General features: G+C 54.4%; 20 protein-coding genes. 14 read left to right on the top strand and 6 right to left on the bottom strand.

What is annotated here, in order from left to right:
- Positions 1–47 precede the first annotated feature (47 nt).
- The 6 genes from odhB (at position 48) to AO726_RS13525 (ending at position 7,463) form a co-directional block, all read left to right on the top strand.
- Positions 48–1,271 (top strand): 2-oxoglutarate dehydrogenase complex dihydrolipoyllysine-residue succinyltransferase, encoded by a 1,224-nt coding sequence (odhB, locus tag AO726_RS13500; RefSeq protein ID WP_058068580.1) that lies wholly within the window; start codon positions 48–50, stop codon positions 1,269–1,271.
- 61 nt (positions 1,272–1,332) lie between these two features.
- Entirely contained in the window at positions 1,333–2,769 is a 1,437-nt protein-coding gene (lpdA, locus tag AO726_RS13505) for a dihydrolipoyl dehydrogenase (RefSeq protein ID WP_058068581.1), read from the top strand.
- Between the two features lie 206 nt (positions 2,770–2,975).
- Positions 2,976–4,142 carry an ADP-forming succinate--CoA ligase subunit beta gene (sucC, locus tag AO726_RS13510; protein WP_058068582.1) on the top strand — a complete coding sequence of 389 codons (1,167 nt, stop codon included), beginning with the start codon at positions 2,976–2,978 and terminating at the stop codon, positions 4,140–4,142.
- A complete protein-coding gene (gene sucD, locus AO726_RS13515) occupies positions 4,142–5,029 on the top strand; it encodes a succinate--CoA ligase subunit alpha (protein WP_058068583.1) in 888 nt (295 codons plus the stop codon). Before sucC ends, sucD begins: the two co-directional genes overlap by 1 nt.
- Positions 5,030–5,309: 280 nt before the next feature.
- Positions 5,310–6,638: a branched-chain amino acid transport system II carrier protein gene (gene brnQ, locus AO726_RS13520; RefSeq protein WP_058068584.1), complete on the top strand. Its 1,329-nt coding sequence runs from the start codon at positions 5,310–5,312 to the stop codon at positions 6,636–6,638.
- Positions 6,639–6,728: 90 nt separating this feature from the next.
- Positions 6,729–7,463: a DUF599 domain-containing protein gene (locus AO726_RS13525; protein ID WP_058068585.1), complete on the top strand. Its 735-nt coding sequence runs from the start codon at positions 6,729–6,731 to the stop codon at positions 7,461–7,463.
- A 56-nt stretch (positions 7,464–7,519) separates the two neighbouring features.
- Here AO726_RS13525 and AO726_RS13530 read toward each other — a convergent pair whose 3' ends face one another.
- Positions 7,520–7,810, bottom strand: coding sequence for a hypothetical protein (locus tag AO726_RS13530; protein WP_058068586.1), 291 nt, complete (start codon positions 7,808–7,810; stop codon positions 7,520–7,522).
- Between the two features lie 184 nt (positions 7,811–7,994).
- Between AO726_RS13530 and AO726_RS13535 the strand changes: the two genes are divergently transcribed.
- The 4 genes from AO726_RS13535 to AO726_RS13550 all read left to right on the top strand — a co-directional run bounded on the left by AO726_RS13535 (position 7,995) and on the right by AO726_RS13550 (position 11,859).
- Complete coding sequence (locus AO726_RS13535; protein WP_058068587.1) at positions 7,995–8,468, top strand: PaaI family thioesterase; 474 nt, start codon at positions 7,995–7,997, stop codon at positions 8,466–8,468.
- Positions 8,468–8,914 (top strand): PaaI family thioesterase, encoded by a 447-nt coding sequence (locus tag AO726_RS13540; RefSeq protein WP_058068588.1) that lies wholly within the window; start codon positions 8,468–8,470, stop codon positions 8,912–8,914. The genes AO726_RS13535 and AO726_RS13540 overlap by 1 nt, the downstream gene beginning before the upstream one ends.
- A gap of 157 nt (positions 8,915–9,071) precedes the next feature.
- Positions 9,072–10,976: a molecular chaperone HtpG gene (gene htpG, locus AO726_RS13545; protein ID WP_058068589.1), complete on the top strand. Its 1,905-nt coding sequence runs from the start codon at positions 9,072–9,074 to the stop codon at positions 10,974–10,976.
- A 97-nt stretch (positions 10,977–11,073) separates the two neighbouring features.
- Positions 11,074–11,859, top strand: coding sequence for a dienelactone hydrolase family protein (locus AO726_RS13550; RefSeq protein WP_082629132.1), 786 nt, complete (start codon positions 11,074–11,076; stop codon positions 11,857–11,859).
- 40 nt (positions 11,860–11,899) lie between these two features.
- Here AO726_RS13550 and AO726_RS13555 read toward each other — a convergent pair whose 3' ends face one another.
- Both AO726_RS13555 and AO726_RS13560 read right to left on the bottom strand, forming a co-directional pair.
- On the bottom strand, positions 11,900–12,757 hold the full coding sequence (locus AO726_RS13555; protein ID WP_058068590.1) for a pirin family protein: 858 nt from the start codon (positions 12,755–12,757) through the stop codon (positions 11,900–11,902).
- Positions 12,750–13,154, bottom strand: coding sequence for an OsmC family protein (locus tag AO726_RS13560; protein WP_058068591.1), 405 nt, complete (start codon positions 13,152–13,154; stop codon positions 12,750–12,752). Before AO726_RS13560 ends, AO726_RS13555 begins: the two co-directional genes overlap by 8 nt.
- 146 nt (positions 13,155–13,300) lie before the next feature.
- Between AO726_RS13560 and AO726_RS13565 the strand changes: the two genes are divergently transcribed.
- On the top strand, positions 13,301–14,308 hold the full coding sequence (locus AO726_RS13565) for an amidohydrolase family protein (RefSeq protein ID WP_058068592.1): 1,008 nt from the start codon (positions 13,301–13,303) through the stop codon (positions 14,306–14,308).
- Positions 14,309–14,382: 74 nt separating this feature from the next.
- Positions 14,383–14,850, top strand: coding sequence for a DUF3859 domain-containing protein (locus tag AO726_RS13570; RefSeq protein ID WP_058068593.1), 468 nt, complete (start codon positions 14,383–14,385; stop codon positions 14,848–14,850).
- 65 nt (positions 14,851–14,915) lie between these two features.
- Here AO726_RS13570 and fabB read toward each other — a convergent pair whose 3' ends face one another.
- From fabB to AO726_RS13585, 3 genes are all read right to left on the bottom strand, one after another.
- A complete protein-coding gene (gene fabB, locus AO726_RS13575; protein ID WP_058068594.1) occupies positions 14,916–16,133 on the bottom strand; it encodes a beta-ketoacyl-ACP synthase I in 1,218 nt (405 codons plus the stop codon).
- Positions 16,134–16,145: 12 nt separating this feature from the next.
- Positions 16,146–16,661 carry a 3-hydroxyacyl-[acyl-carrier-protein] dehydratase FabA gene (fabA, locus tag AO726_RS13580; protein ID WP_058068595.1) on the bottom strand — a complete coding sequence of 172 codons (516 nt, stop codon included), beginning with the start codon at positions 16,659–16,661 and terminating at the stop codon, positions 16,146–16,148.
- A gap of 172 nt (positions 16,662–16,833) precedes the next feature.
- Positions 16,834–18,741, bottom strand: coding sequence for an ATP-binding protein (locus AO726_RS13585; protein WP_058068596.1), 1,908 nt, complete (start codon positions 18,739–18,741; stop codon positions 16,834–16,836).
- Between the two features lie 251 nt (positions 18,742–18,992).
- Here AO726_RS13585 and AO726_RS13590 point away from each other — a divergent pair, with 251 nt between their 5' ends.
- Together AO726_RS13590 and AO726_RS13595 are read left to right on the top strand one after the other, a co-directional pair.
- Positions 18,993–20,015 (top strand): NAD(P)H-dependent glycerol-3-phosphate dehydrogenase, encoded by a 1,023-nt coding sequence (locus AO726_RS13590; RefSeq protein ID WP_058068597.1) that lies wholly within the window; start codon positions 18,993–18,995, stop codon positions 20,013–20,015.
- 22 nt (positions 20,016–20,037) lie between these two features.
- Positions 20,038–20,385, top strand: coding sequence for a DUF4389 domain-containing protein (locus AO726_RS13595; RefSeq protein ID WP_058068598.1), 348 nt, complete (start codon positions 20,038–20,040; stop codon positions 20,383–20,385).

The raw sequence follows: 20,385 nt of genomic DNA on the forward strand, positions 1-20,385 counted from the left end.
TCATTGGACCGCCTGTTGGCTGAAACCGAATTTAAGGACTTATACACATGGCTATCGAGATCAAAGCCCCTACTTTCCCGGAATCGGTTGCCGATGGCACCGTAGCCACTTGGCACAAACAGCCGGGTGACGCAGTCAAACGTGACGAACTGATCGTCGACATCGAGACTGACAAGGTTGTAATTGAAGTTCTGGCTGAAGCTGACGGTGTACTGGGTCAGATCATCAAGAACGAAGGTGACACCGTTCTGAGCAACGAAGTGCTCGGCACTCTGACAGAGGGTGGCGCAGCTGCTCCAGCTCCGGCCGCTGCTGCTCCAGCTGCTGCCCCGGCTGCCGCTGCTCCTGCTGCAAGTGCTGACGATCAGATTCTGTCTCCGGCTGCTCGCAAACTGGCTGAAGAAAACGGCATTGACCCGAACAGCATCGCCGGTACCGGTAAGGGTGGTCGTGTCACTAAGGAAGACGTGGTTGCTGCCGTCGAAGCCAAGAAGAACACTCCGGCTGCTGCCCCTGCGGCTAAACCGGCAGCTCCTGCTGCTGATGCACCGGTATTCGCTGCTGGCCAGCGTGTTGAGAAGCGTGTCCCAATGACTCGCCTGCGTGCCAAGATCGCAGAGCGTCTGGTTGAAGCTCAGTCTTCCATGGCAATGCTGACTACTTTCAACGAAGTTGACATGACTGAAGTTATGGCACTGCGTTCGAAGTACAAGGATCTGTTCGAGAAGACTCACAACGGCGTGCGCCTGGGCTTCATGTCGTTTTTCGTCAAGGCTGCAGTTGAAGCACTGAAGCGCTTCCCGGCTGTAAACGCCTCCATCGACGGTAACGACATTGTTTATCACGGCTATCAGGACATCGGTGTAGCAGTCTCCAGCGATCGTGGCCTGGTCGTGCCGGTACTGCGCAACGCTGAGCTGATGAGCTTGGCTGAAGTTGAGAACGGCATCGCAACCTTCGGTAAGAAGGCGCGCGAAGGCAAACTGTCGATCGAAGAGATGACAGGTGGCACCTTCACCATCACCAACGGCGGTACTTTCGGATCGATGATGTCGACTCCGATCGTTAACCCACCACAGGCGGCTATTCTGGGTATGCACAACATTATCCAGCGTCCGATGGCAATCAATGGTCAGGTCGTCATTCGTCCGATGATGTATCTGGCTCTGTCGTATGACCACCGTCTGATCGATGGTAAAGAAGCAGTGAGCTTCTTGGTTACCATCAAGAATCTGCTGGAAGATCCGGCTCGTCTGCTGCTGGACATCTAAGCAAGTCTCTCACGACGGTCCTCACAAGGGGCCGTCCGGTTTATCCGAGAAGGAATGAGTTATGACCCAGAAATTCGACGTGGTAGTCATTGGTGCAGGCCCAGGCGGTTATGTAGCGGCAATTAAGGCTGCTCAGCTTGGTCTGAAGACCGCCTGTATCGAGAAATATCAGGATAAAGAAGGCAAGGTAGCGCTGGGTGGTACTTGCTTGAATGTGGGTTGCATCCCATCCAAGGCATTGCTGGACAGTTCCTGGAAATATCATGAAGCCAAAGAAGGCTTTGCGGTTCACGGGATCGAAGCCAAAGGCGTGAGCATTGATGTTCCGGCAATGGTTGCTCGTAAGAACAACATCATTAAGAACCTGACTGGTGGTGTTGCTGGTCTGTTCAAGGCCAATGGTGTAACCCTGCTGGAAGGTCATGGCAAATTGCTGGCTAACAAGCAGGTTGAAGTGACTGACCGTGATGGCAAGACTCAGGTCATCGAGGCCACCAACGTCATTCTCGCGTCGGGTTCTAAGCCGATCGATATTCCACCGGCTCCTGTTGATCAGGACGTAATCGTCGATTCGACTGGTGCACTAGAGTTCCAGGCTGTGCCGAAGAAGTTGGGCGTAATCGGTGCCGGTGTGATCGGTCTCGAATTGGGTTCCGTGTGGGCGCGTCTGGGGGCAGAAGTTACTGTTCTGGAGGCTTTGGACAAGTTCCTGCCAGCTGCTGATGAGCAAATCTCTAAAGAAGCTATGAAAGCGCTGACCAAACAGGGCTTGCAGATTCGTCTGGGTGCTCGTGTTACTGGTTCGGAAGTGAAGAAGAAGCAGGTGACTGTGAACTTCACTGACGCTGAAGGCGAGCAGAAACTGGTATTCGACAAGCTGATCGTGGCCGTCGGTCGTCGTCCGGTTACCACCGATCTGCTGGCTGCAGACAGCGGTGTAACTCTGGATGAGCGCGGCTTTATTTACGTTAACGATCAGTGCGAAACCAGCGTTCCTGGTGTGTATGCCATCGGTGACGTGGTCCGTGGTGCTATGCTGGCTCACAAAGCCTCGGAAGAGGGTGTGATGGTTGCTGAGCGTATCGCCGGCCACAAAGCCCAGATGAATTACGATTTGATTCCTTCGGTCATTTACACCCATCCGGAAATCGCATGGGTAGGTAAAACCGAGCAGCAGCTGAAGGCTGAAGGTGTCGCTATTAATGTCGGCACTTTCCCGTTCGCTGCTAGTGGCCGTGCTATGGCTGCCAACGATACTGGCGGTCTGGTTAAGGTCATTGCCGACGCTAAGACTGACCGTGTGCTGGGTGTGCACGTGATTGGCCCAAGCGCTGCAGAACTCGTGCAGCAGGGTGCGATTGGTATGGAATTCGGCACCAGCTCTGAAGACCTGGGAATGATGGTGTTCTCCCATCCGACTCTGTCCGAAGCGCTGCATGAAGCCGCTCTGGCTGTGAATGGCCACGCTATTCACATTGCCAACCGCAAGAAGCGTTAAGCAATGAGGCTTGAACCGCTTGTGCCGTTGCTGTGATGCGGTAATGGCAGAGCGGTTCTGGCTATAAGGAACCACGGCTGATGGCCCGCGTCCGGTCTTCTAGCCGCGCGGAAAACAGTCGGACTGTCACAGGCAGTCAAAGGTGGTGCGGCACCATAAGTGCAGCATCGTATGCGCAATACCTAAAACGAAGACGGTAGACAAGCATGAATCTCCATGAGTATCAGGGTAAGCAGCTGTTCGCTGAATACGGCCTGCCCGTATCCAAAGGCTTCGCGGTAGACACTCCGGAAGAAGCCGCAGCAGCTTGCGAAAAAATCGGTGGCACTGAGTGGGTCGTCAAGGCTCAGGTCCACGCTGGTGGCCGCGGTAAAGCGGGCGGCGTGAAACTGGTCAAGAGCAAAGAAGACGCCAAAGCCTTCGCTGCCAACTGGCTGGGCAAGCGTCTGGTGACTTACCAGACAGACGCAAATGGTCAACCAGTTAGCAAGATCCTGGTCGAGTCCTGCACCGATATCGCTAAAGAGCTGTATCTGGGCGCGGTTGTTGACCGTTCCAGCCGTCGCATCGTTTTCATGGCCTCCACTGAAGGTGGTGTGGACATCGAGAAAGTAGCGCACGAGACCCCTGAGAAAATCCTCAAGGCCACTATTGATCCTCTGGTTGGCGCTCAGCCGTTCCAAGGTCGCGAGCTGGCTTTCCAGCTGGGCCTGGAAGGTAAGCAAGTGAACCAATTCGCCAAGATCTTCGTAGGTCTGGCCAAGCTGTTCCAGGATCACGATCTGGCTCTGCTGGAAGTGAACCCGCTGGTTATCAAGACTGATGGCGATCTGCACTGCCTGGATGCCAAGGTCAACATTGATGCCAACGCAATGTACCGTCAGCCTAAGCTGAAGACTTTCCACGATCCGTCCCAGGACGATCCGCGCGAAGCGCACGCTGCTCAGTTCGAACTGAACTACGTAGCGCTGGAAGGCAACATCGGCTGCATGGTTAACGGCGCTGGTCTGGCCATGGGCACCATGGACATCGTCAACCTGCACGGCGGTAAGCCAGCCAACTTCCTCGACGTGGGTGGTGGTGCTACCAAAGAGCGCGTAACCGAAGCCTTCAAGATCATCCTGTCCGACTCTAACGTCGCTGCAGTACTGGTCAACATCTTCGGCGGTATCGTTCGTTGCGACATGATTGCTGAAGGCATCATCGGCGCTGTGAAAGAAGTTGGTGTGAAAATTCCGGTTGTTGTTCGCCTTGAAGGCAACAACGCTGAGCTGGGCGCTAAAGTACTGGCAGAAAGCGGTTTGAACATCATCGCTGCTACCAGCCTGACCGACGCTGCTCAACAAGTTGTTAAAGCTGCGGAGGGCAAATAATGAGCGTCCTGATCAATAAAGATACCAAGGTTATCTGCCAGGGTTTCACCGGCTCCCAAGGTACTTTCCACAGCGAACAAGCGATTGCCTACGGCACCAAGATGGTTGGTGGTGTAACTCCGGGCAAAGGCGGTACCACTCACCTGGGCCTGCCAGTGTTCAACACTGTTAAAGAAGCAGTAGAAGCAACCGGCGCTGAAGCTTCGGTTATCTACGTACCGGCTCCTTTCTGCAAAGACTCGATCTTGGAAGCTGCTTTCGGCGGCATCAAGCTGATCGTGTGCATCACCGAAGGCATTCCTACCCTGGACATGCTGGATGCCAAAGTTAAGTGTGACGAGTTGGGCGTTCGCCTGATCGGCCCTAACTGCCCAGGCGTTATCACTCCGGGCGAGTGCAAGATCGGCATCATGCCAGGTCACATTCATCTGCCAGGTAAAGTCGGTATCGTTTCCCGTTCCGGCACCCTGACTTATGAAGCTGTTAAGCAGACTACTGATGCCGGTTTCGGCCAGTCCACTTGCGTGGGCATCGGTGGTGACCCGATTCCGGGTTCCAACTTCATCGACATCCTGAAGCTGTTCCAGGAAGACCCGCAGACCGAAGCGATCGTTATGATTGGTGAGATCGGCGGTAGCGCTGAAGAAGAAGCAGCAGCCTTCATCAAGGCTAACGTGACCAAGCCTGTTGTGTCTTACATCGCTGGCGTTACTGCTCCGGCTGGTAAGCGCATGGGCCACGCAGGTGCAATCATCTCCGGCGGTAAAGGCACTGCTGACGAGAAGTTTGCTGCTCTGCAAGACGCAGGTGTTAAAACCGTGCGTTCCCTGGCTGACATCGGTAAGGCTCTGGCCGAACTGACTGGCTGGGAAGTCAAAAACGCGTAAGCGCTTTTGAATAAAAAAGGGCCACCTTCGGGTGGCCTTTTTTGTTGTGGGGTGAATTCCCTAACTGTTGCTGATGCGACAGTGTGATTCAACAACCCGACAGTCTGTCCGGGATATAGCCAGTAATGGCGACATTTTCGTTACCCTTACAGGCTTTGCACCTGCTGCCAAAAGCGTAGTGTGCTTAACAAAGGCTCTGCTTATCCTGCTGAGTAACGTTTCCCCCGATCCTTCGGGAAACCTCGGAGTTCTCAATTATCTGCCAGTGGTATTTCCCTTTATGAACCGTTTAAAAGGCCTGGATCTCCTGGCCCTTGGCTTTATGACGTTTGCGCTTTTTCTGGGCGCAGGCAATATTATCTTTCCACCGAGTGCTGGTTTAGCTGCCGGTGAGAATCTACTTCCTGCCGCGCTGGGCTTTTTGCTGACTGGCGTGGGGCTACCGCTGTTGACTGTTGTTGCGCTGGCTCGTGTAGGCGGTGGAATGGATACGCTAACATTGCCGCTGGGTAAGGTTGCCGGTGCAATCCTTGCTGTTGCTGTCTATCTGGCTATTGGCCCTTTGTTTGCCACACCCCGTACTGCTGTTGCCTCGTTTGAGATTGGTATTGCTCCATTTACCGGCAATAACCCTCTGGCGTTGGCGCTGTACACCGTGTGCTATTTTGGGATTGTCTTGTTTCTGTCGCTCAACCCGGGGCGTCTTGTGGACCGTGTAGGTAAGCTGATTACGCCGGTACTACTGACTGGGTTACTGGTTCTAGGGTTCGCGGGTGTGTTGTCCCCAGCAGGAGATATAGCTCCTGTAAGCGAGGAATACCGCTCCGCGCCGATGGTGCAGGGGTTCCTGCAGGGCTATCTGACCATGGACGCCCTCGGTGCGCTGGTATTCGGGATTGTGATTGCTACTGCGATCCGTGACCGTGGTGTTACTGACAGTTCTTTGGTGACGCGTTATTCGATCATTGCGGGCATCATTGCTGCTGTTGGTTTGTCTTTGGTCTATCTGTCCCTTTTCTACCTCGGTGCAACCAGTGTTGAGATTGCCAGTGGCGCAGCAAATGGCGGTCAGATCTTGGCTAAATATGTCGGCCATACCTTCGGTGAAGCGGGGAGCTTGTTACTGGCAATCGTTATCGTGCTGGCCTGTATCACTACTGCGGTAGGGTTGCTCAGCGCCTGTGGAGAGTTCTTCAGCAAGTTGTTCCCAGTCTCTTACCGAGCTGTGGTGATTGGGTTTGGTCTGTTCAGTATGGCAGTTGCCAACCAGGGCCTGACTCAACTCATCAGCGTATCTGTTCCGGTGCTTGTGGGGCTGTATCCGCTGGCTATTGTGCTGGTCGCGCTGAGCTTGTTTAACCGCCTATGGCTGAGCCAATCGCGCATCTTTGTGCCGGTTATGGCGGTGACATTGGTTTTCGGTGTGGCGGATGGGATTGGTGCAACACCTTGGAAGCAAGTAGTGCCGGAAGTATTTGGCAAACTGCCGTTTGCGGATATGAGCCTTGGTTGGTTGACGCCGGTGCTGGTGACATTGATCCTGGCAGTTATAGTCGATAGTATGTTGGGTACTCCTGATAAGCAGGGGCAGCTGGAAGCAGCAAAATAGACACGAAGGCCGCTTATAAAGCGGCCTTTTTTATTGCGCAGAACCGGGCTTTGGCTGTCTATAATCGGCACTAAGTTTTAAGGAGCTGCCATGTCGACCAGTAATCAATACCTGCCTCATGTTCTGGCTGCATTCTGGTTCATATTGTGTTGGGCCGGCTATACCCGTTATGCGCGTTCAAAAGGTGCTAGTACGCCTTGCTTGGCTAGTGTGCTGCATCTTTATCGTGAAGACTGGATGCGCCGAATGCTACTGCGTGACAACCGCATTGCTGACGCTAACGTAATTGGCAATCTTGAGCGTAATGCATCGTTCTTTGCATCAAGTACTCTGATTATTCTGGCGGGTATTTTGACTGTACTGGGGGCTTCTGAAAGGGCAGTTTCATTGTTGGCTGACCTGCCATTTGTCCAACCGGTAAGTCGTGGCATGAGTGAAGTTAAATTACTGTGCCTGGGCTTAGTCTTTGTGTACGCCTTTTTTACCTTCAGTTGGTGTATGCGCCAATACAACTTTGCAGCGGTGTTGGTGGGCTCGGCGCCAATGGTTGGGGAGAGGCATGTAACGGAGCAAGAGCGTAAGTCATTCGCTGAGCGTACGGCTCGTGTTATTTCAATGGCGGCCAACCAGTTTAACCAAGGGCTGCGTGCTTATTATTTTGGTATGGCGTGCTTGGCTTGGTTCATCAATCCCTGGTTCTTTATGTTGGTCACATCAGGCGTGGTGTTTGTTCTATACCGCCGTGAGTTCCACTCTTCGGTACTTGAGGTGATGGTCTATACCCAAACTCCGCTGTTCGATCAAACAAAGGATAGGGTCGAATAAATTGTTGCAGTATTAAAAAAGGCCCGCGAAGCGGGCCTTTCCATTTGCGTCGATGATTAGTTACCGTCTACGGCATCTTTCACTTCATCGCCTGCATCCTTGACTGCATCTGAAACAGAGTCAGCTGCATCTTCAAGTTTTTCACCAACAGTAGGCTCTTTGCCGAGCACTTCATTGGTCTTTTGTTCGATTGCTTCACCCGTCTTCTTGGCGGCATCACCAAGCGACTCTACTGCTTCAGAAGCAGACTCTTTGGCTGACTGCATCTTGTCTTCCGGCGTTTTTTCACACGCGGCGAGGAACAGGGCGGAAGCCAGCAGCAGTGCATAAGTGAAAGGCTTTTGCATAAGTCAGTTGTCCTTTTTATAGATGGATGCCTGGTTAAACCAAGCACATTAATTAAACAGCGCCATTTCGACGAAGTTCCCTGTAATTACTGAGCGTTACTGCCTTTTGCTCAGACCTATGTGGCTGCCGCACTCGAGGGGTATCATGCTCATTCCTTAAGTAGTCTGTTTTTGAGATCCCTTCATGAGCACTAACCCGATATTTGAGCGGGCACAGCTTTTCCTCTCAGCATTACGTCATTGCCAGGTTCTGGGTATGAGCGTACACAGCGCCGAACCGCAGGGCCTGACGCTTAAATTGCCCTACAGTCCTAACATTGTAGGCAATCCTGAAACAGGTGTTATTCACGGTGGTGCAATTACTACGTTAATGGATACCACCTGCGGTATTTCAACAGTGTGTGTACTGCCTGATTTCGAAATATGTCCAACACTAGACCTCCGAATTGATTATATGAGGCCCGCCGAACCCCATAAGGACGTGTTTGGTTTTGCTGAGTGTTATCGGGTTACGCCCAATGTCATCTTCACCCGTGGCTATGCTTATCAGGACGATCCTACACAGCCAATTGCGCATGTGGTCGGAACCTTTATGCGCATGGGTAAGCCAGCTAGCATGGGGAAAAGTGCACTGGCTGATGTGAAGGGAGGGGCGTGATGACAACCCTCAATCTCAACCAACTGGTCCGTGACGCCCACGACAGCGACAATTACGACTCTCTGATTGATCTGATGCCTTACGCGAAACTGCTGGGCATGGAGTGTCTGCGGCTAGGTGACGATATGGTCTTCCGCCTGCCCGCCAACCGCGACAGTATAGGTAACCCGACTTTGCCCGCCCTGCATGGTGGTGTAATCGCGGGCTTTATGGAGCATTCGGCGATGCTTCACTTGCTGGTGTTCATGGGCATCCCGCATCTGCCCAAAATTATCGATTTTTCTATCGACTATCTGCGTGCCGGACACTTCCGCGACACCTACGCCCAGTGCCAGGTGTGGCGTCAGGGCAAGCGTGTGGCCAACGTGGCGATTACAGCCTGGCAGACTAATCAGACTGAGCCGATTGCCACTGCGCGCGCTCATTTCAAGGTTGATGAGCCCTAATTGGGTGTTGGATTAGCCTGGCCTGACCTAGCGATGGGCTGATTTGAGATAGGGCAAGTATTCGTTTTTAAAGAACCCCTTGAAAAACGAATACTTGCCCCCACTTTTTTACCATCCGCCGTACCTCGGCATCGTAAATAAAGTGGAGTAAGAGACCATGAGTGTGGAGACTCAAAAAGAAACGCTGGGCTTCCAGACCGAGGTGAAGCAGCTGCTTCATCTGATGATCCATTCGCTGTATTCAAATAAAGAAATCTTCCTTCGCGAACTGATTTCCAACGCATCCGATGCCTCTGACAAGCTGCGTTTCGAAGCACTGGCTAAGCCTGAACTGCTTGAAGGCGGCGCTGATCTGAAGATTCGTGTCAGCTTTGATAAAGACGCCAAAACCATCACCCTTGAGGACAATGGTATTGGCATGAATCGCGATGATGCGATTACCCATCTGGGGACTATCGCTAAGTCAGGCACCGCTGATTTTATGAAACAACTGACGGGTGATCAGAAGAAAGACTCGCACCTAATCGGTCAGTTTGGTGTTGGCTTCTATTCAGCCTTTATCGTGGCTGACAAAGTTGATGTGTATAGCCGTCGCGCCGGCACACCGGCCAGCGAGGGTGTGCACTGGTCGAGTAAAGGCGAGGGTGACTTCGAGATCGCCACGGTTGAGAAGGCAGAGCGTGGCACCCGCATCGTGCTTCACCTGAAGGCGGGTGAAGAAGAGTTTGCTGATGGCTGGCGTCTGCGCAACATCATCAAGAAGTATTCTGACCATATCGCGCTGCCGATCGAGTTGCCGAAAGAGTTCCACGGCGAAGAGAAAGACAAACCGACCGAAATCGAATGGGAAACCGTCAACCGTGCCAGCGCACTGTGGACCCGTCCGCGTACCGAAATCACGGACGAGGAATACCAGGAGTTCTACAAGCACATCGGTCATGATTTCGAGAATCCGCTGAGTTGGAGCCACAACAAGGTTGAGGGCAAGCTGGAGTACACCTCACTGCTGTATACCCCGGCTCGTGCACCGTTTGATCTGTATCAGCGTGAGGCACCGCGCGGCCTGAAGCTGTATGTGCAGCGTGTGTTCGTGATGGACCAGGCTGAGTCGTTCCTGCCGCTGTACCTGCGTTTCATCAAGGGTGTGGTGGACTCCAATGACCTGTCACTGAACGTGTCCCGCGAGATTCTGCAGAAAGACCCGATCATCGACTCGATGAAGTCTGCACTCACCAAGCGTGTCCTCGACATGCTGGAAAAACTGGCAAAGAACGAGCCGGAAAAATATCAGGGCTTTTGGAAAAACTTCGGCCAGGTGCTGAAGGAAGGCCCAGCAGAAGATTTCGCCAACAAAGAGAAGATTGCCGGTCTGCTGCGCTTTGCCTCTACCCGTACAGAGAACGGCGAGCAAAGCGTTGCCTTGGCTGACTACGTGGGGCGCATGGCCGAAGGCCAAGACAAGATTTACTACCTCACCGGTGAATCTTATGCCCATGTGAAGAACAGCCCACATCTGGAAGTCTTCCGTAAGAAAGGCATCGAGGTGCTGCTGCTGACCGACCGCATCGACGAGTGGCTGATGAGCTACCTGACCGATTTCGACGGCAAACAGTTCGTGGATGTGGCCCGCGGTGATTTGGACCTCGGCAAGCTGGACAGCGAAGAGGACAAAAAGGCGCAGGAAGAGGTAGCCAAGGCTAAAGAAGGTCTGGTCGAGCGTCTTAAAACTGCTCTGGGCGAGCAGGTCGCCGAGGTGCGTGTGTCGCACCGTCTGACCGATTCGCCGGCGATTCTGGCCATTGGTGAGCAGGATCTGGGCTTGCAGATGCGTCAGATTCTTGAAGCCAGCGGTCAAAAAGTGCCTGAGTCCAAGCCGATCTTCGAGTTCAACCCTAACCATCCGCTGATTGAGAAGCTGGATGCAGAGGCTGACGAAGACCGCTTTGCTGACTTGAGTCTGATTTTGTTTGATCAGGCGGCACTGGCGGCTGGTGATACGCCGAAGGATCCAGCTGCTTATGTACAGCGTCTGAACAAGCTGTTGGTCGAGCTGTCTGCTTGACGGCAGGTCAAGAAAAAGCCCGCGAAAGCGGGCTTTTTTGTATCCGTGCGTTATTACCCACTAGAGTTGTTAGATGAATGTCTTAAAGGAAAACACCATGGCTACGCCTTCTATTCCCTCGACGTTGGTTGTGCAAATTGATGGTGTTGAAAAGCAGTTTGTGTGTGAGGCGGTGAGCTATGAGCTCGAAGACGAATCGTTTGAAGGTCTGCTGGTTCGCGCTGCAGGTGTGACCGCTTCACGCCCAGGTTTGCTGATGGTGCCTAATTGGCTCGGGGTAAATCTGGAGGCTGCTAAAAACGCAGCGCGTGTGGCTGATGAGCGATATGTGGTTCTGCTTGTAGATATGTACGGTAAAGGCATGCGCCCGGCCAATGCGGATGAGGCTCAGGTGCTTTCATCCAAATTACGCACTGGGGATCGTAGCCTCATGCGTAAGCGCACTCAGGTTGCGATCAGCGTTTTGCAGGAGCGGGCGGATGAGTGGGGTGTGGATGCCGATAGGTTGGGCGCGGTAGGGTTTTGCTTTGGAGGCAGTGCCGTACTGGAGTTGGCGCGCTCGGGAGCAGACTTGAGCGGCTTTGTGTCGTTCCATGGCAGTCTGGATACTCCGCATCCTACCGATGCGCAGAACATCAAAGCGCCGGTTTTAGTCTTGCATGGAGCAGATGATCCTATCGTGCCTCAGGAGCAGGTGCAGGCGTTTATCGCGGAGATGAAAGCGGCTAGGGTGGACTGGCAGCTGGTGGTGTATGGCGGCGCAGTTCATTCTTTTACCAGTCCGATGGCTAATGTTCCGGGTGTAGGTGAATATCATCCGGCTGCGGCGCAGCGGGCCTACAAGGCGATGGATGATCTGTTTGAAGAGGTTTTCAAGCTGTGAAGAGGTGACTGGGAAACTGCTGGCTTCCCAGTCTTATCCCTCAGCTGTACTCAATGCGGGTGGTTTCGCCAGGTACTGTCGGCCAATCTCCAGCGCTCCAGCGCTGGCGGGCCTGTTCAATTAGCTCGGGGCGGCTGGCGACAAAGTTCCAGTACATCCGACGTGGGCCTATTGGTTCGCCGCCAATCAGTAGCAGGTGGCTTTCGCTGCAGGCTGAGATGGTGCAGACCTCGCCTTGTGGTAGCTGCATAAGGCCGAGTTCGGGCAGTGCAGTGTCATCAACCAGAACTTCGCCTTTAACCAGGTACAGGGCCCGCTCGCTGTACTCGTCCGGTATCTGTAAGACAGTCCCGGCGGCCATCTTCAGTTCGGCATAGAGCGCAGGAGAGCGCATAGGTACGGGGGATTCCATGCAGAAACCGCTGCCAGCGATCACGCAGATTTCCACGCCCATGCTTGAACTGCGTGGCAGGGTCGATTTGGGGTGGTGGCTGTAGCTGGGTTCACATTCTTCTTCTTCGGCGGGCAGCGCCACCCACAGCTGTGTACCGTGCACCTTTGAACCTGACTGAAACAGCGCCTGCGGTGTTCGCTCAACATGGGCGATCGCATGGCCTGCGGTCATCCAGCTGACATCACCTGCTTGCACAATTTGGTCGGAGCCCAGGCTGTCCTTATGCTGCAGCTGACCTTCAAACAGGTAGGACAGGGTGGACAGGCCGATATGCGGGTGCTGGCCGATATCAACTCCTGAGCCTGGCGCAAAGTGGTGCTCGCTGATGTGATCGAAGAACACGAAAGGGCCAACGCTGCGACACTTGGCTGCTGGCATGGCACGGACGATAGGCTGCCCTAGTAGCAGTTCCGGGCGCGCCTGTATGACGAGGTAATCAGCCATACGAGCGCTCACTGAGCAAGGTGGTGATTTCAACCTCGGTGCTGGTCATTAGTTTGTGTATTGGGCACTTGTCTGCAATGCGCAGGAGTTGCTCGCGCTGAGCGTCATCCAGTGGGCCAATGAGGTCCAACTCAACATTTAGGCGATACATGCCTTTACGTTCATCGCTGTTATCGCGGTTAAGCTGGACATCAACGCTCTCCAGCGGGATGCCGCGCTGCTTTGCAAACAGGCTCAGGGTGAGGGCCTTGCAAGCTCCGAGTGCTGCGTCGAAGTAGTCATGGGGATCAGGTGCTGCATCGGTGCCGCCCAATGCTTCAGAAACGTCCGTATGCAGTGTGTGTGCGCCGATTTCAATGCGATGCAGCAGGCCTTTCTCGGTTTTGACGTTGATCATAAGAACTCCGCTTCCTTGAGGTAAGCACGCAGCCTAGCCCACGCCGCCTTCTCAAGCCAGCTTTGGCGGTGTGTGGGCCGCGGCAGCAGTTAGTCATCTACTCTTTATCAAGTGCAATCAAGCCCTAACTTAATAAGGAATGGATGATGTTACGTATTGGCTGCATGGCAATGATGGCGGTGTTAAGCCCGCTGCTTGAGGCTCGTGACTACCGCTTCAGTGATGCGCATCTGCACTATGTGGATTTCTTTCAGGAGTCGGATGGCATGGAGGCGCTGCAGGAAAAAATGCAGGCTGCCGGGATTGAGCATGTGATGCTGTCGGGTGTCCCGGTTGCCAAGAAGTGGGATGAAGACGAGCCCAAGCGTCCACGTTATTACGCCGGGGATGACGCCAATGCCTATTGGTATAGCGCTACGGACGTATGGGTGGCAGACGCATACAAGAAGCTACCCGCTAACCAGCGACAATATTTTCATCCGTTTCTGTCGGGCTTTAATCCGAACGATAAAAATGCGGACGCTCATATTCGCCGCATGCTGGAGCTAGATCCGGGGCTTTGGCAGGGCATTGGCGAGATTTTCACCCGTCATGATGATCTCACTGCGTTAATTCATGGCGAAGCGCCACGGGCGAACAATGAGGCGCTGGCAAGGGTATTTCACTTGGCGGCCGAATATGACTTGCCCGTTTTGCTGCATTCCAACATCACCTCTAAACGTGAGCGCAATCCGCTGTACTTGCCCGAGATAGAAGAGCCGCTGCGCAACCACCCGCATGTGCGTTTTATCTGGGCGCATGCCGGAACCAGCATGGAATTGCATCGGCATCAGGTGAAACTGAAGTTTCTCTACACCAACCTTGAACGCATGCTTGAGCAATACCCCAATCTGTATATCGATCTCTCCTGGACGATGCTGCAGCCGTACCTGCTCGATGAGCAGGGCAAGCCGGATGCTAAGTGGGTGAAGCTGATTAGTACTTATCCTGAGCGTTTTATGCTTGGCTCTGATGCGGTCGGCCAGTTCGACAGCCTCGAAGAAACCATGAAGAGTTTTGTGCCGTTCCTGGACGCGCTGCCGGAAGAGGTGGCGCGACGGCTATCCAGGGATAATTTTCTTCAGATTCTGCCTCGCAATTCAAAGCTGCAATAACTGTGTAATGACTTTTTCATGCGTCTGACATACGTGCGTCATAGGCTCTCGGCAACTTAAATAAGGAGCGCACTATGTACAACACTTGCAGGGCTGCCATTGCGGCAGCATTGCTGGGCACATCTGCTTTTGGGCAGGCAGATGTGCGATTGGAGGGGCCGGTCGAGTACGGAGTTTTTGTCAGCCAGTACGAGAACTTTCAGCCTGGTGAGCGAGTGCTGACACGCAGCAATCAGGAAATTCAGCGTACAGAAGTTGTCCCGGCAACGCTGGGTACAAAGTTTGGTATGCGCTACACGCTGGCGGGTAAAACTGAAGCAGAGCAGCCGCTGACGCTGCTGTATTTCACGCCGGGTGTGATAACGCCGGATGGTAAGCGTCACGATAAATTTGAGGTCTATCAGAAGCTTGTGCCAGCTGCAGCTCAGGATGTGATGGCCTTTGAATTCACCGAGCACCACGAAGTGGTCAAAGGTATATGGCACTTTATGGTGTTTCAGGGCGACCGAAAGCTGGCTGAGCAGCGTTTTGAGGTACGCTGAAGTAATCATTCAGACACAAAAAACGGCACCCGAAGGTGCCGTTTTTATTGGTCGCAAGGGCCGGTTTATTCAGTCCAGCGCTTGAGTACCAGTGTGGCGTTGGTGCCGCCGAAGCCGAAGCTGTTGCTCATCACTGTATCGATTTTGGCGTTTTCGATAGTGGTGCGCTGGATCGGCAGATCAGCTACTTCTGGGTCCAGCTCGTCGATGTTGGCAGAGCCTGCAATGAAGTTGCCTTCCATCATCAGCATGCAATAGATCGCTTCGTGAACGCCCGCAGCGCCCAGAGAGTGACCGGACAAGCTCTTGGTCGAGCTGATTGCCGGGGCCTTGTCGCCGAACACTTCACGAATACCGCGAGCTTCAGCCACGTCGCCTACCGGAGTGGAGGTGCCGTGGGTGTTCAGGTAGTCGATCGGGGTGTTTACGGTGGACAGTGCCTGCTGCATGCAGCGGATAGCACCTTCGCCGCTTGGCGCAACCATGTCGTAGCCGTCGGAGGTGGCGCCGTAGCCAATGATTTCAGCGTAAATCTTGGCACCGCGCTTGAGTGCGTGTTCCAGCTCTTCTACTACCACCATGCCGCCACCGCCGGCGATGACGAAGCCGTCTCGCTTGGCGTCATAGGCGCGGGAGGCTTTCTCCGGCGTGTCGTTGTACTGAGTGGAGAGTGCGCCCATGGCGTCGAACAGGCAGCTCTGGCTCCAGTGCTCTTCTTCACCGCCACCGGCGAAGACGATGTCCTGTTTACCCATCTGGATCTGCTCCATGGCGTGACCGATGCAGTGAGCACTGGTAGCGCAAGCAGAAGAGATAGAGTAGTTCAGGCCTTTGATCTGGAACGGAGTGGCCAGGCAAGCGGAAACGGTGCTGCCCATGGTGCGGGTAACACGGTATGGGCCTATGCGCTTGACGCCTTTCTCGCGAAGGGTGTCGATGGCTTCCATCTGGTTCAGCGTAGAAGCACCACCGGAACCTGCGACCAGACCAGTGCGCGGGTTGGAAACCTGCTCAGGGGTCAGGCCGGAGTCGGCGATGGCCTGATTCATGGCCAGATAGGCGTAGGCAGCTGCATCGCCCATAAAGCGGAACAGCTTGCGATCAATCAGCTCTTCGAGGTTCAGATCAACAGAGCCGGAAACGTGGCTGCGCAGCCCCATTTCAGCGTAGGACGGGTTGTGCCGGATGCCTGGGCGACCAGCGCGCAGGTTGGCAGAGACGGTCTCTTTGTCATTGCCCAGGCAGGAAACGATACCCAAGCCAGTAATCACGACGCGACGCATGAAGAGAGTCCTTTAGAAACTGTCGGTAGAGGTGAACAGGCCGACGCGCAGGCCTTCGGCACTGTAGATTTCGCGGCCGTCGACGCTAACGGTACCGTCGGCAATTGCCAGGACCAGAGAGCGGGCGATGGTGCGTTTGATGTGAATGTTATAGGTCACTTTCTTAGCGGTCGGCAGAACCTGACCGAAGAATTTAACCTCACCTGACCCCAGGGCACGGCCCCGACCAGGGTTGCCCTGCCAGCCGAGGTGGAAACCCACCAACTGCCACATGGCGTCAAGGCCCAGGCAACCAGGCATTACCGGGTCACCTTCAAAGTGGCAGGCGAAGAACCACAGGTCCGGATTGATGTCGAGCTCGGCAACAATTTCGCCTTTGCCATACTTGCCACCAACGTCGCTGATATGGGTAATGCGGTCGATCATCAGCATGTTCGGCGCGGGCAGTTGCGCATTACCTGGGCCGAAGAGTTCGCCGCGGCTGCAGCGCAACAGGTCTTCCCGGGTGAAGGCGTTTTGTTTGGTCATGCGAGCTCCTCAATATGTCCCATGCGCCAGGCTGGGCGAATTGTTATGGCGGGCGGCACAGTACGCTGCGCCAGCCAACAGCCTAGTGATAGACTATTGCGACGAAATGAAAGTCACAGATTTGTGAGTACAGTTGTACTCTGCATTTTAAGCCGGCCATAGTATACGGCGGCTAGCCTGCCGTAGTTGAAAACAATTGACCACCCGACAATGGTTCTGACTGCAGCCAATACTCAAGAAGTTGCTGTAGATCAGTAAGTTTGAAGGGGCGAGGCAGGAAGCCGTGAATACCTGCATGAATGTAGAGCTGTTGATCTTGCTGTAACAGAGTATTGCTGGCCATGGCGATGACCGGTATCGCACTGCCACTGATTTGCTGGCGAATTTGCAGCAGCGTTTCCTGATAGTCGGTGTTGGCACTGCACTCCAGCAGGATGATGGCGAAGGCTTGTTGAGCGAGCAAATGCACAGCCTCCGCGTTGCTGCGAGCCACATAAACGGGGTAACCCAGGCTGCGGATGAGTGACTCGGTAATGGCCTGAGTGCTGGTGTTTTCTTCAATCAGCAGGACCGGCTGATGGTCATGAACAGAGGCCGGTACATGCGGCACCGTCGTTGGTTCCGGGCCAGTTGCTGCCAGTAACAGCGGCAGTTCAAGGGTAAACACAGAACCTTGGCCTTCGGTGCTCCTGGCATTCAACGTGCCGCCCATGCGCTCTGCCAGTGATCGGGCGATGGGCAGGCCCAGGCCGGTACCACCGTAGCGCCTTGATATAGACGTATCCGCCTGTCTGAAGGGATCAAACATCTTTTCCAGACTCTCCGGCGGAATACCTATGCCGCTGTCATGCACCTCGCACGTCAACCACAACACCTGATGGTCCAGCGTTTGGACACTGCAGTGCACGCCAATGCTGCCGCTTTCGGTGAACTTCAAGGCATTCCCGATTAGGTTGATCAGGATTTGCCTCAGCCGTGTAGGGTCCCCCTGAACCAGGATGTCGTCCAGTCCCTCTGATAGTTCAAGCCTGAGCAGCAGGCCGCGCTGACTGGCGCTGTGGCGAAACAGATGCAGCGCGTTGTTCAGCAGCTCCGCGATATTAAAGGTGATGCGTTCGAGCTCAAGACCACCACGTTCAATGCGTGAGAAGTCGAGCATGTCATTAATGACCTTGAGCAGGTGCTCGGTTGACTCCTTGGCCAGCGCTGCGTACTCGTGTTGTTCGCTGGTCATTTCCGTGGTTTCCATAAGCTGCAACATGCCCAGTACACCGTTCATGGGCGTTCGCAGCTCGTGGCTCATCATGGCCAGAAAGTCTGACTTGGTTTGGTTGGCCAGCACGGCTTGCTCACGGGCTTGGATCAGCAGGCCCATGGCTCGTTGCTGCTCCTGACTGGCAAAGGAGAGGGCCAGCGCCAGATCATTGATGTGGCGGGAGAGGGAAGCCAGCTCGCCATTGCCCACTTCCGGCAGTGGTGTATGAAAGTTGCCGGCCTGAATGGCGGTAACCGCCTGGCCCATTTCGCTGAGCGGTTTCGACAGGCGCCGGGCCAGACGGCGAGCCAGGAAGAATGTCGGTAGCAAGGCCAGCAGTGCCAGCAGTGCTGCTTTGAGGAGGATTTCGCGCTGACGTGATGTGAAGTTGTCATTGGCGATGCCAACAATGATCTGTCCAAGGGGCAGTGGTAGCGTGCCATGAATTTGCGGGGTGTATGCCTTGGCGCGGAAGACTTCTACTTCTTTATTGTTATGACTCGTTGAGACTGTCGGCTGTTCGCTGTAAACCAGCAGCTTGCCCTGGTTACTGCGCAGTTCCAGGAAGCGGATATGCGGCGAACTTTGCAGAGCGCCCTGGAACAGAACCTCGAGCATGTCCTGGTCATTGGCCGCCAATGCAAAGGTACTGGCATGGGCCAAATGGCTGGCCACTTGTTGACCATTTTGGTTGCGCTCCTGACGCAGGTCATGGAGGCTGGTGATGGCAAAGAAGGCGCAAAGCAGCAAGGTCACGACCAGCGCAGGGCCGAGGCTGATCAGTTGTGTGTGGGTGTGAATGCTCCAACTGCGCTTGAGTTTCATGCGCTGGCCCAGCGAGTTGAGAGTGGTCGGCCAGCAATGCTGTGTGGCACTGACATGCTCTTAATGTGTTGGTTTTTAGCGTTAATAATCACGCCACACCTTTTCTGTAGTTATTGTTATGTCAGCCTGCTGAATCTTATACGAGGCTAGGCGATTTGCCAGCGCAGGCATTTTTTTACGTATGGCCCTGCAAGTTGGGGGACGTATAATGCCCGGCAGTGCCCAATGTACAGCCTTATCACGGAAGCGTTATGACAGATCAGCACCCTATTGCAGTTCTCGGAGGCGGTAGTTTCGGCACTGCAATTGCCAATTTGCTGGCAGAAAACGGCCAGCGCGTACTGCATTGGATGCGGGACCCGGAACAGGCAGAGGCAATCCGCAAAAATCGGGAGAACCCCCGTTACCTCAAGGGCATTCGGATTCATGAGGGCGTTGAGCCTATCACCGATCTGGAGTGCACGCTTGAGCGCTGCCAGATGATATTCGTTGCGCTGCCCTCGAGTGCACTACGTCAGGCTTTACAGCCCGTAGCGGGGCATTTGAGCGGCAAGTTGCTTATCAGTACTACCAAAGGAATCGAAGCTAATAGCTTTCTGCTGATGAGCCAGATTCTTGAAGACATCGCACCGGCTGCACGTATCGGTGTGCTGTCCGGCCCGAATCTGGCGCGGGAAGTAGCGGACAGCGCATTGACTGCATCGGTAGTAGCCAGTGAGGACGAAGACCTGTGTCGTCAGGTGCAGGCGGCTCTGCACGGCCGCACCTTCCGTGTCTATGCAAGTGCCGACCGTTTTGGCGTTGAGCTGGGCGGCGCGCTGAAGAATGTCTACGCGATCATTGCCGGTATGGCGGCAGCCATGGGCATGGGCGAAAACACTAAAAGCATGCTGATTACTCGTGCGCTGGCTGAAATGACCCGCTTTGCAGTGAAGCTGGGCGCGAACCCTATGACATTCCTGGGGCTGGCCGGTGTTGGCGATCTGATCGTGACCTGCTCCTCGCCGAAAAGCCGCAACTATCAGGTTGGCTTTGCCTTGGGGGAGGGGCTGAGCCTAGAGGAAGCTGTCGACCGTCTCGGTGAGGTGGCTGAAGGGGTTAATACGATCAAAGTGCTTAAGGCCAAGGCCGAGGAGCTGCAGGTCTATATGCCACTGGTGGCAGGTTTGCATGCCATCCTCTTTGAAGGTCGTACCCTTGATCAGGTGATCGGTGCCTTGATGAGTGGCGAGCCGAAGACCGACGTGGATTTCATTTCAACCAGTGGTTTTTGATGTAAAGCCTGAGGAAAACACAATGAGCGATGAACAAAAGACGTTACAGCGGGAATCCATTGTGCTGCGAGTGTTGTGGATGGTGATTTATGCCATCGTTTGGCAGTTGGGTGAGCTTATTTTGCTGGCTGTGGTGGTTGTGCAGCTGGGCTATCGACTGTTCTACGGCGCGCCAAGTGCCAGCCTGCTTGGCTTCGGTGACAGCCTGAGCCAGTACTTAGCTCAGATCGGCCGCTTCGGCACGTTTAATACCGACGAGAAACCCTGGCCGTTTGCCGACTGGCCAGCGCCACAGGCTCCTCAGGGCGAGCAGCCACATAGCGTTGAGCCTGCTGCGCATCCGGTCCGTGATGAAGAGCCAAAACTCTGA

Source organism: Pseudomonas sp. TTU2014-080ASC (assembly GCF_001446935.1).
Taxonomy (GTDB): Bacteria; Pseudomonadota; Gammaproteobacteria; order Pseudomonadales; family Pseudomonadaceae; genus Aquipseudomonas.

Coding starts and splice junctions, on each gene's coding strand:
- odhB (WP_058068580.1), top strand. CDS start 48: ATGGCTATCGAGATCAAAGCCCCTACTTTCCCGGAATCGGTTGCCGAT.
- lpdA (WP_058068581.1), top strand. CDS start 1,333: ATGACCCAGAAATTCGACGTGGTAGTCATTGGTGCAGGCCCAGGCGGT.
- sucC (WP_058068582.1), top strand. CDS start 2,976: ATGAATCTCCATGAGTATCAGGGTAAGCAGCTGTTCGCTGAATACGGC.
- sucD (WP_058068583.1), top strand. CDS start 4,142: ATGAGCGTCCTGATCAATAAAGATACCAAGGTTATCTGCCAGGGTTTC.
- brnQ (WP_058068584.1), top strand. CDS start 5,310: ATGAACCGTTTAAAAGGCCTGGATCTCCTGGCCCTTGGCTTTATGACG.
- AO726_RS13525 (WP_058068585.1), top strand. CDS start 6,729: ATGTCGACCAGTAATCAATACCTGCCTCATGTTCTGGCTGCATTCTGG.
- AO726_RS13530 (WP_058068586.1), bottom strand. CDS start 7,810: ATGCAAAAGCCTTTCACTTATGCACTGCTGCTGGCTTCCGCCCTGTTC.
- AO726_RS13535 (WP_058068587.1), top strand. CDS start 7,995: ATGAGCACTAACCCGATATTTGAGCGGGCACAGCTTTTCCTCTCAGCA.
- AO726_RS13540 (WP_058068588.1), top strand. CDS start 8,468: ATGACAACCCTCAATCTCAACCAACTGGTCCGTGACGCCCACGACAGC.
- htpG (WP_058068589.1), top strand. CDS start 9,072: ATGAGTGTGGAGACTCAAAAAGAAACGCTGGGCTTCCAGACCGAGGTG.
- AO726_RS13550 (WP_082629132.1), top strand. CDS start 11,074: ATGGCTACGCCTTCTATTCCCTCGACGTTGGTTGTGCAAATTGATGGT.
- AO726_RS13555 (WP_058068590.1), bottom strand. CDS start 12,757: ATGGCTGATTACCTCGTCATACAGGCGCGCCCGGAACTGCTACTAGGG.
- AO726_RS13560 (WP_058068591.1), bottom strand. CDS start 13,154: ATGATCAACGTCAAAACCGAGAAAGGCCTGCTGCATCGCATTGAAATC.
- AO726_RS13565 (WP_058068592.1), top strand. CDS start 13,301: ATGTTACGTATTGGCTGCATGGCAATGATGGCGGTGTTAAGCCCGCTG.
- AO726_RS13570 (WP_058068593.1), top strand. CDS start 14,383: ATGTACAACACTTGCAGGGCTGCCATTGCGGCAGCATTGCTGGGCACA.
- fabB (WP_058068594.1), bottom strand. CDS start 16,133: ATGCGTCGCGTCGTGATTACTGGCTTGGGTATCGTTTCCTGCCTGGGC.
- fabA (WP_058068595.1), bottom strand. CDS start 16,661: ATGACCAAACAAAACGCCTTCACCCGGGAAGACCTGTTGCGCTGCAGC.
- AO726_RS13585 (WP_058068596.1), bottom strand. CDS start 18,741: ATGAAACTCAAGCGCAGTTGGAGCATTCACACCCACACACAACTGATC.
- AO726_RS13590 (WP_058068597.1), top strand. CDS start 18,993: ATGACAGATCAGCACCCTATTGCAGTTCTCGGAGGCGGTAGTTTCGGC.
- AO726_RS13595 (WP_058068598.1), top strand. CDS start 20,038: ATGAGCGATGAACAAAAGACGTTACAGCGGGAATCCATTGTGCTGCGA.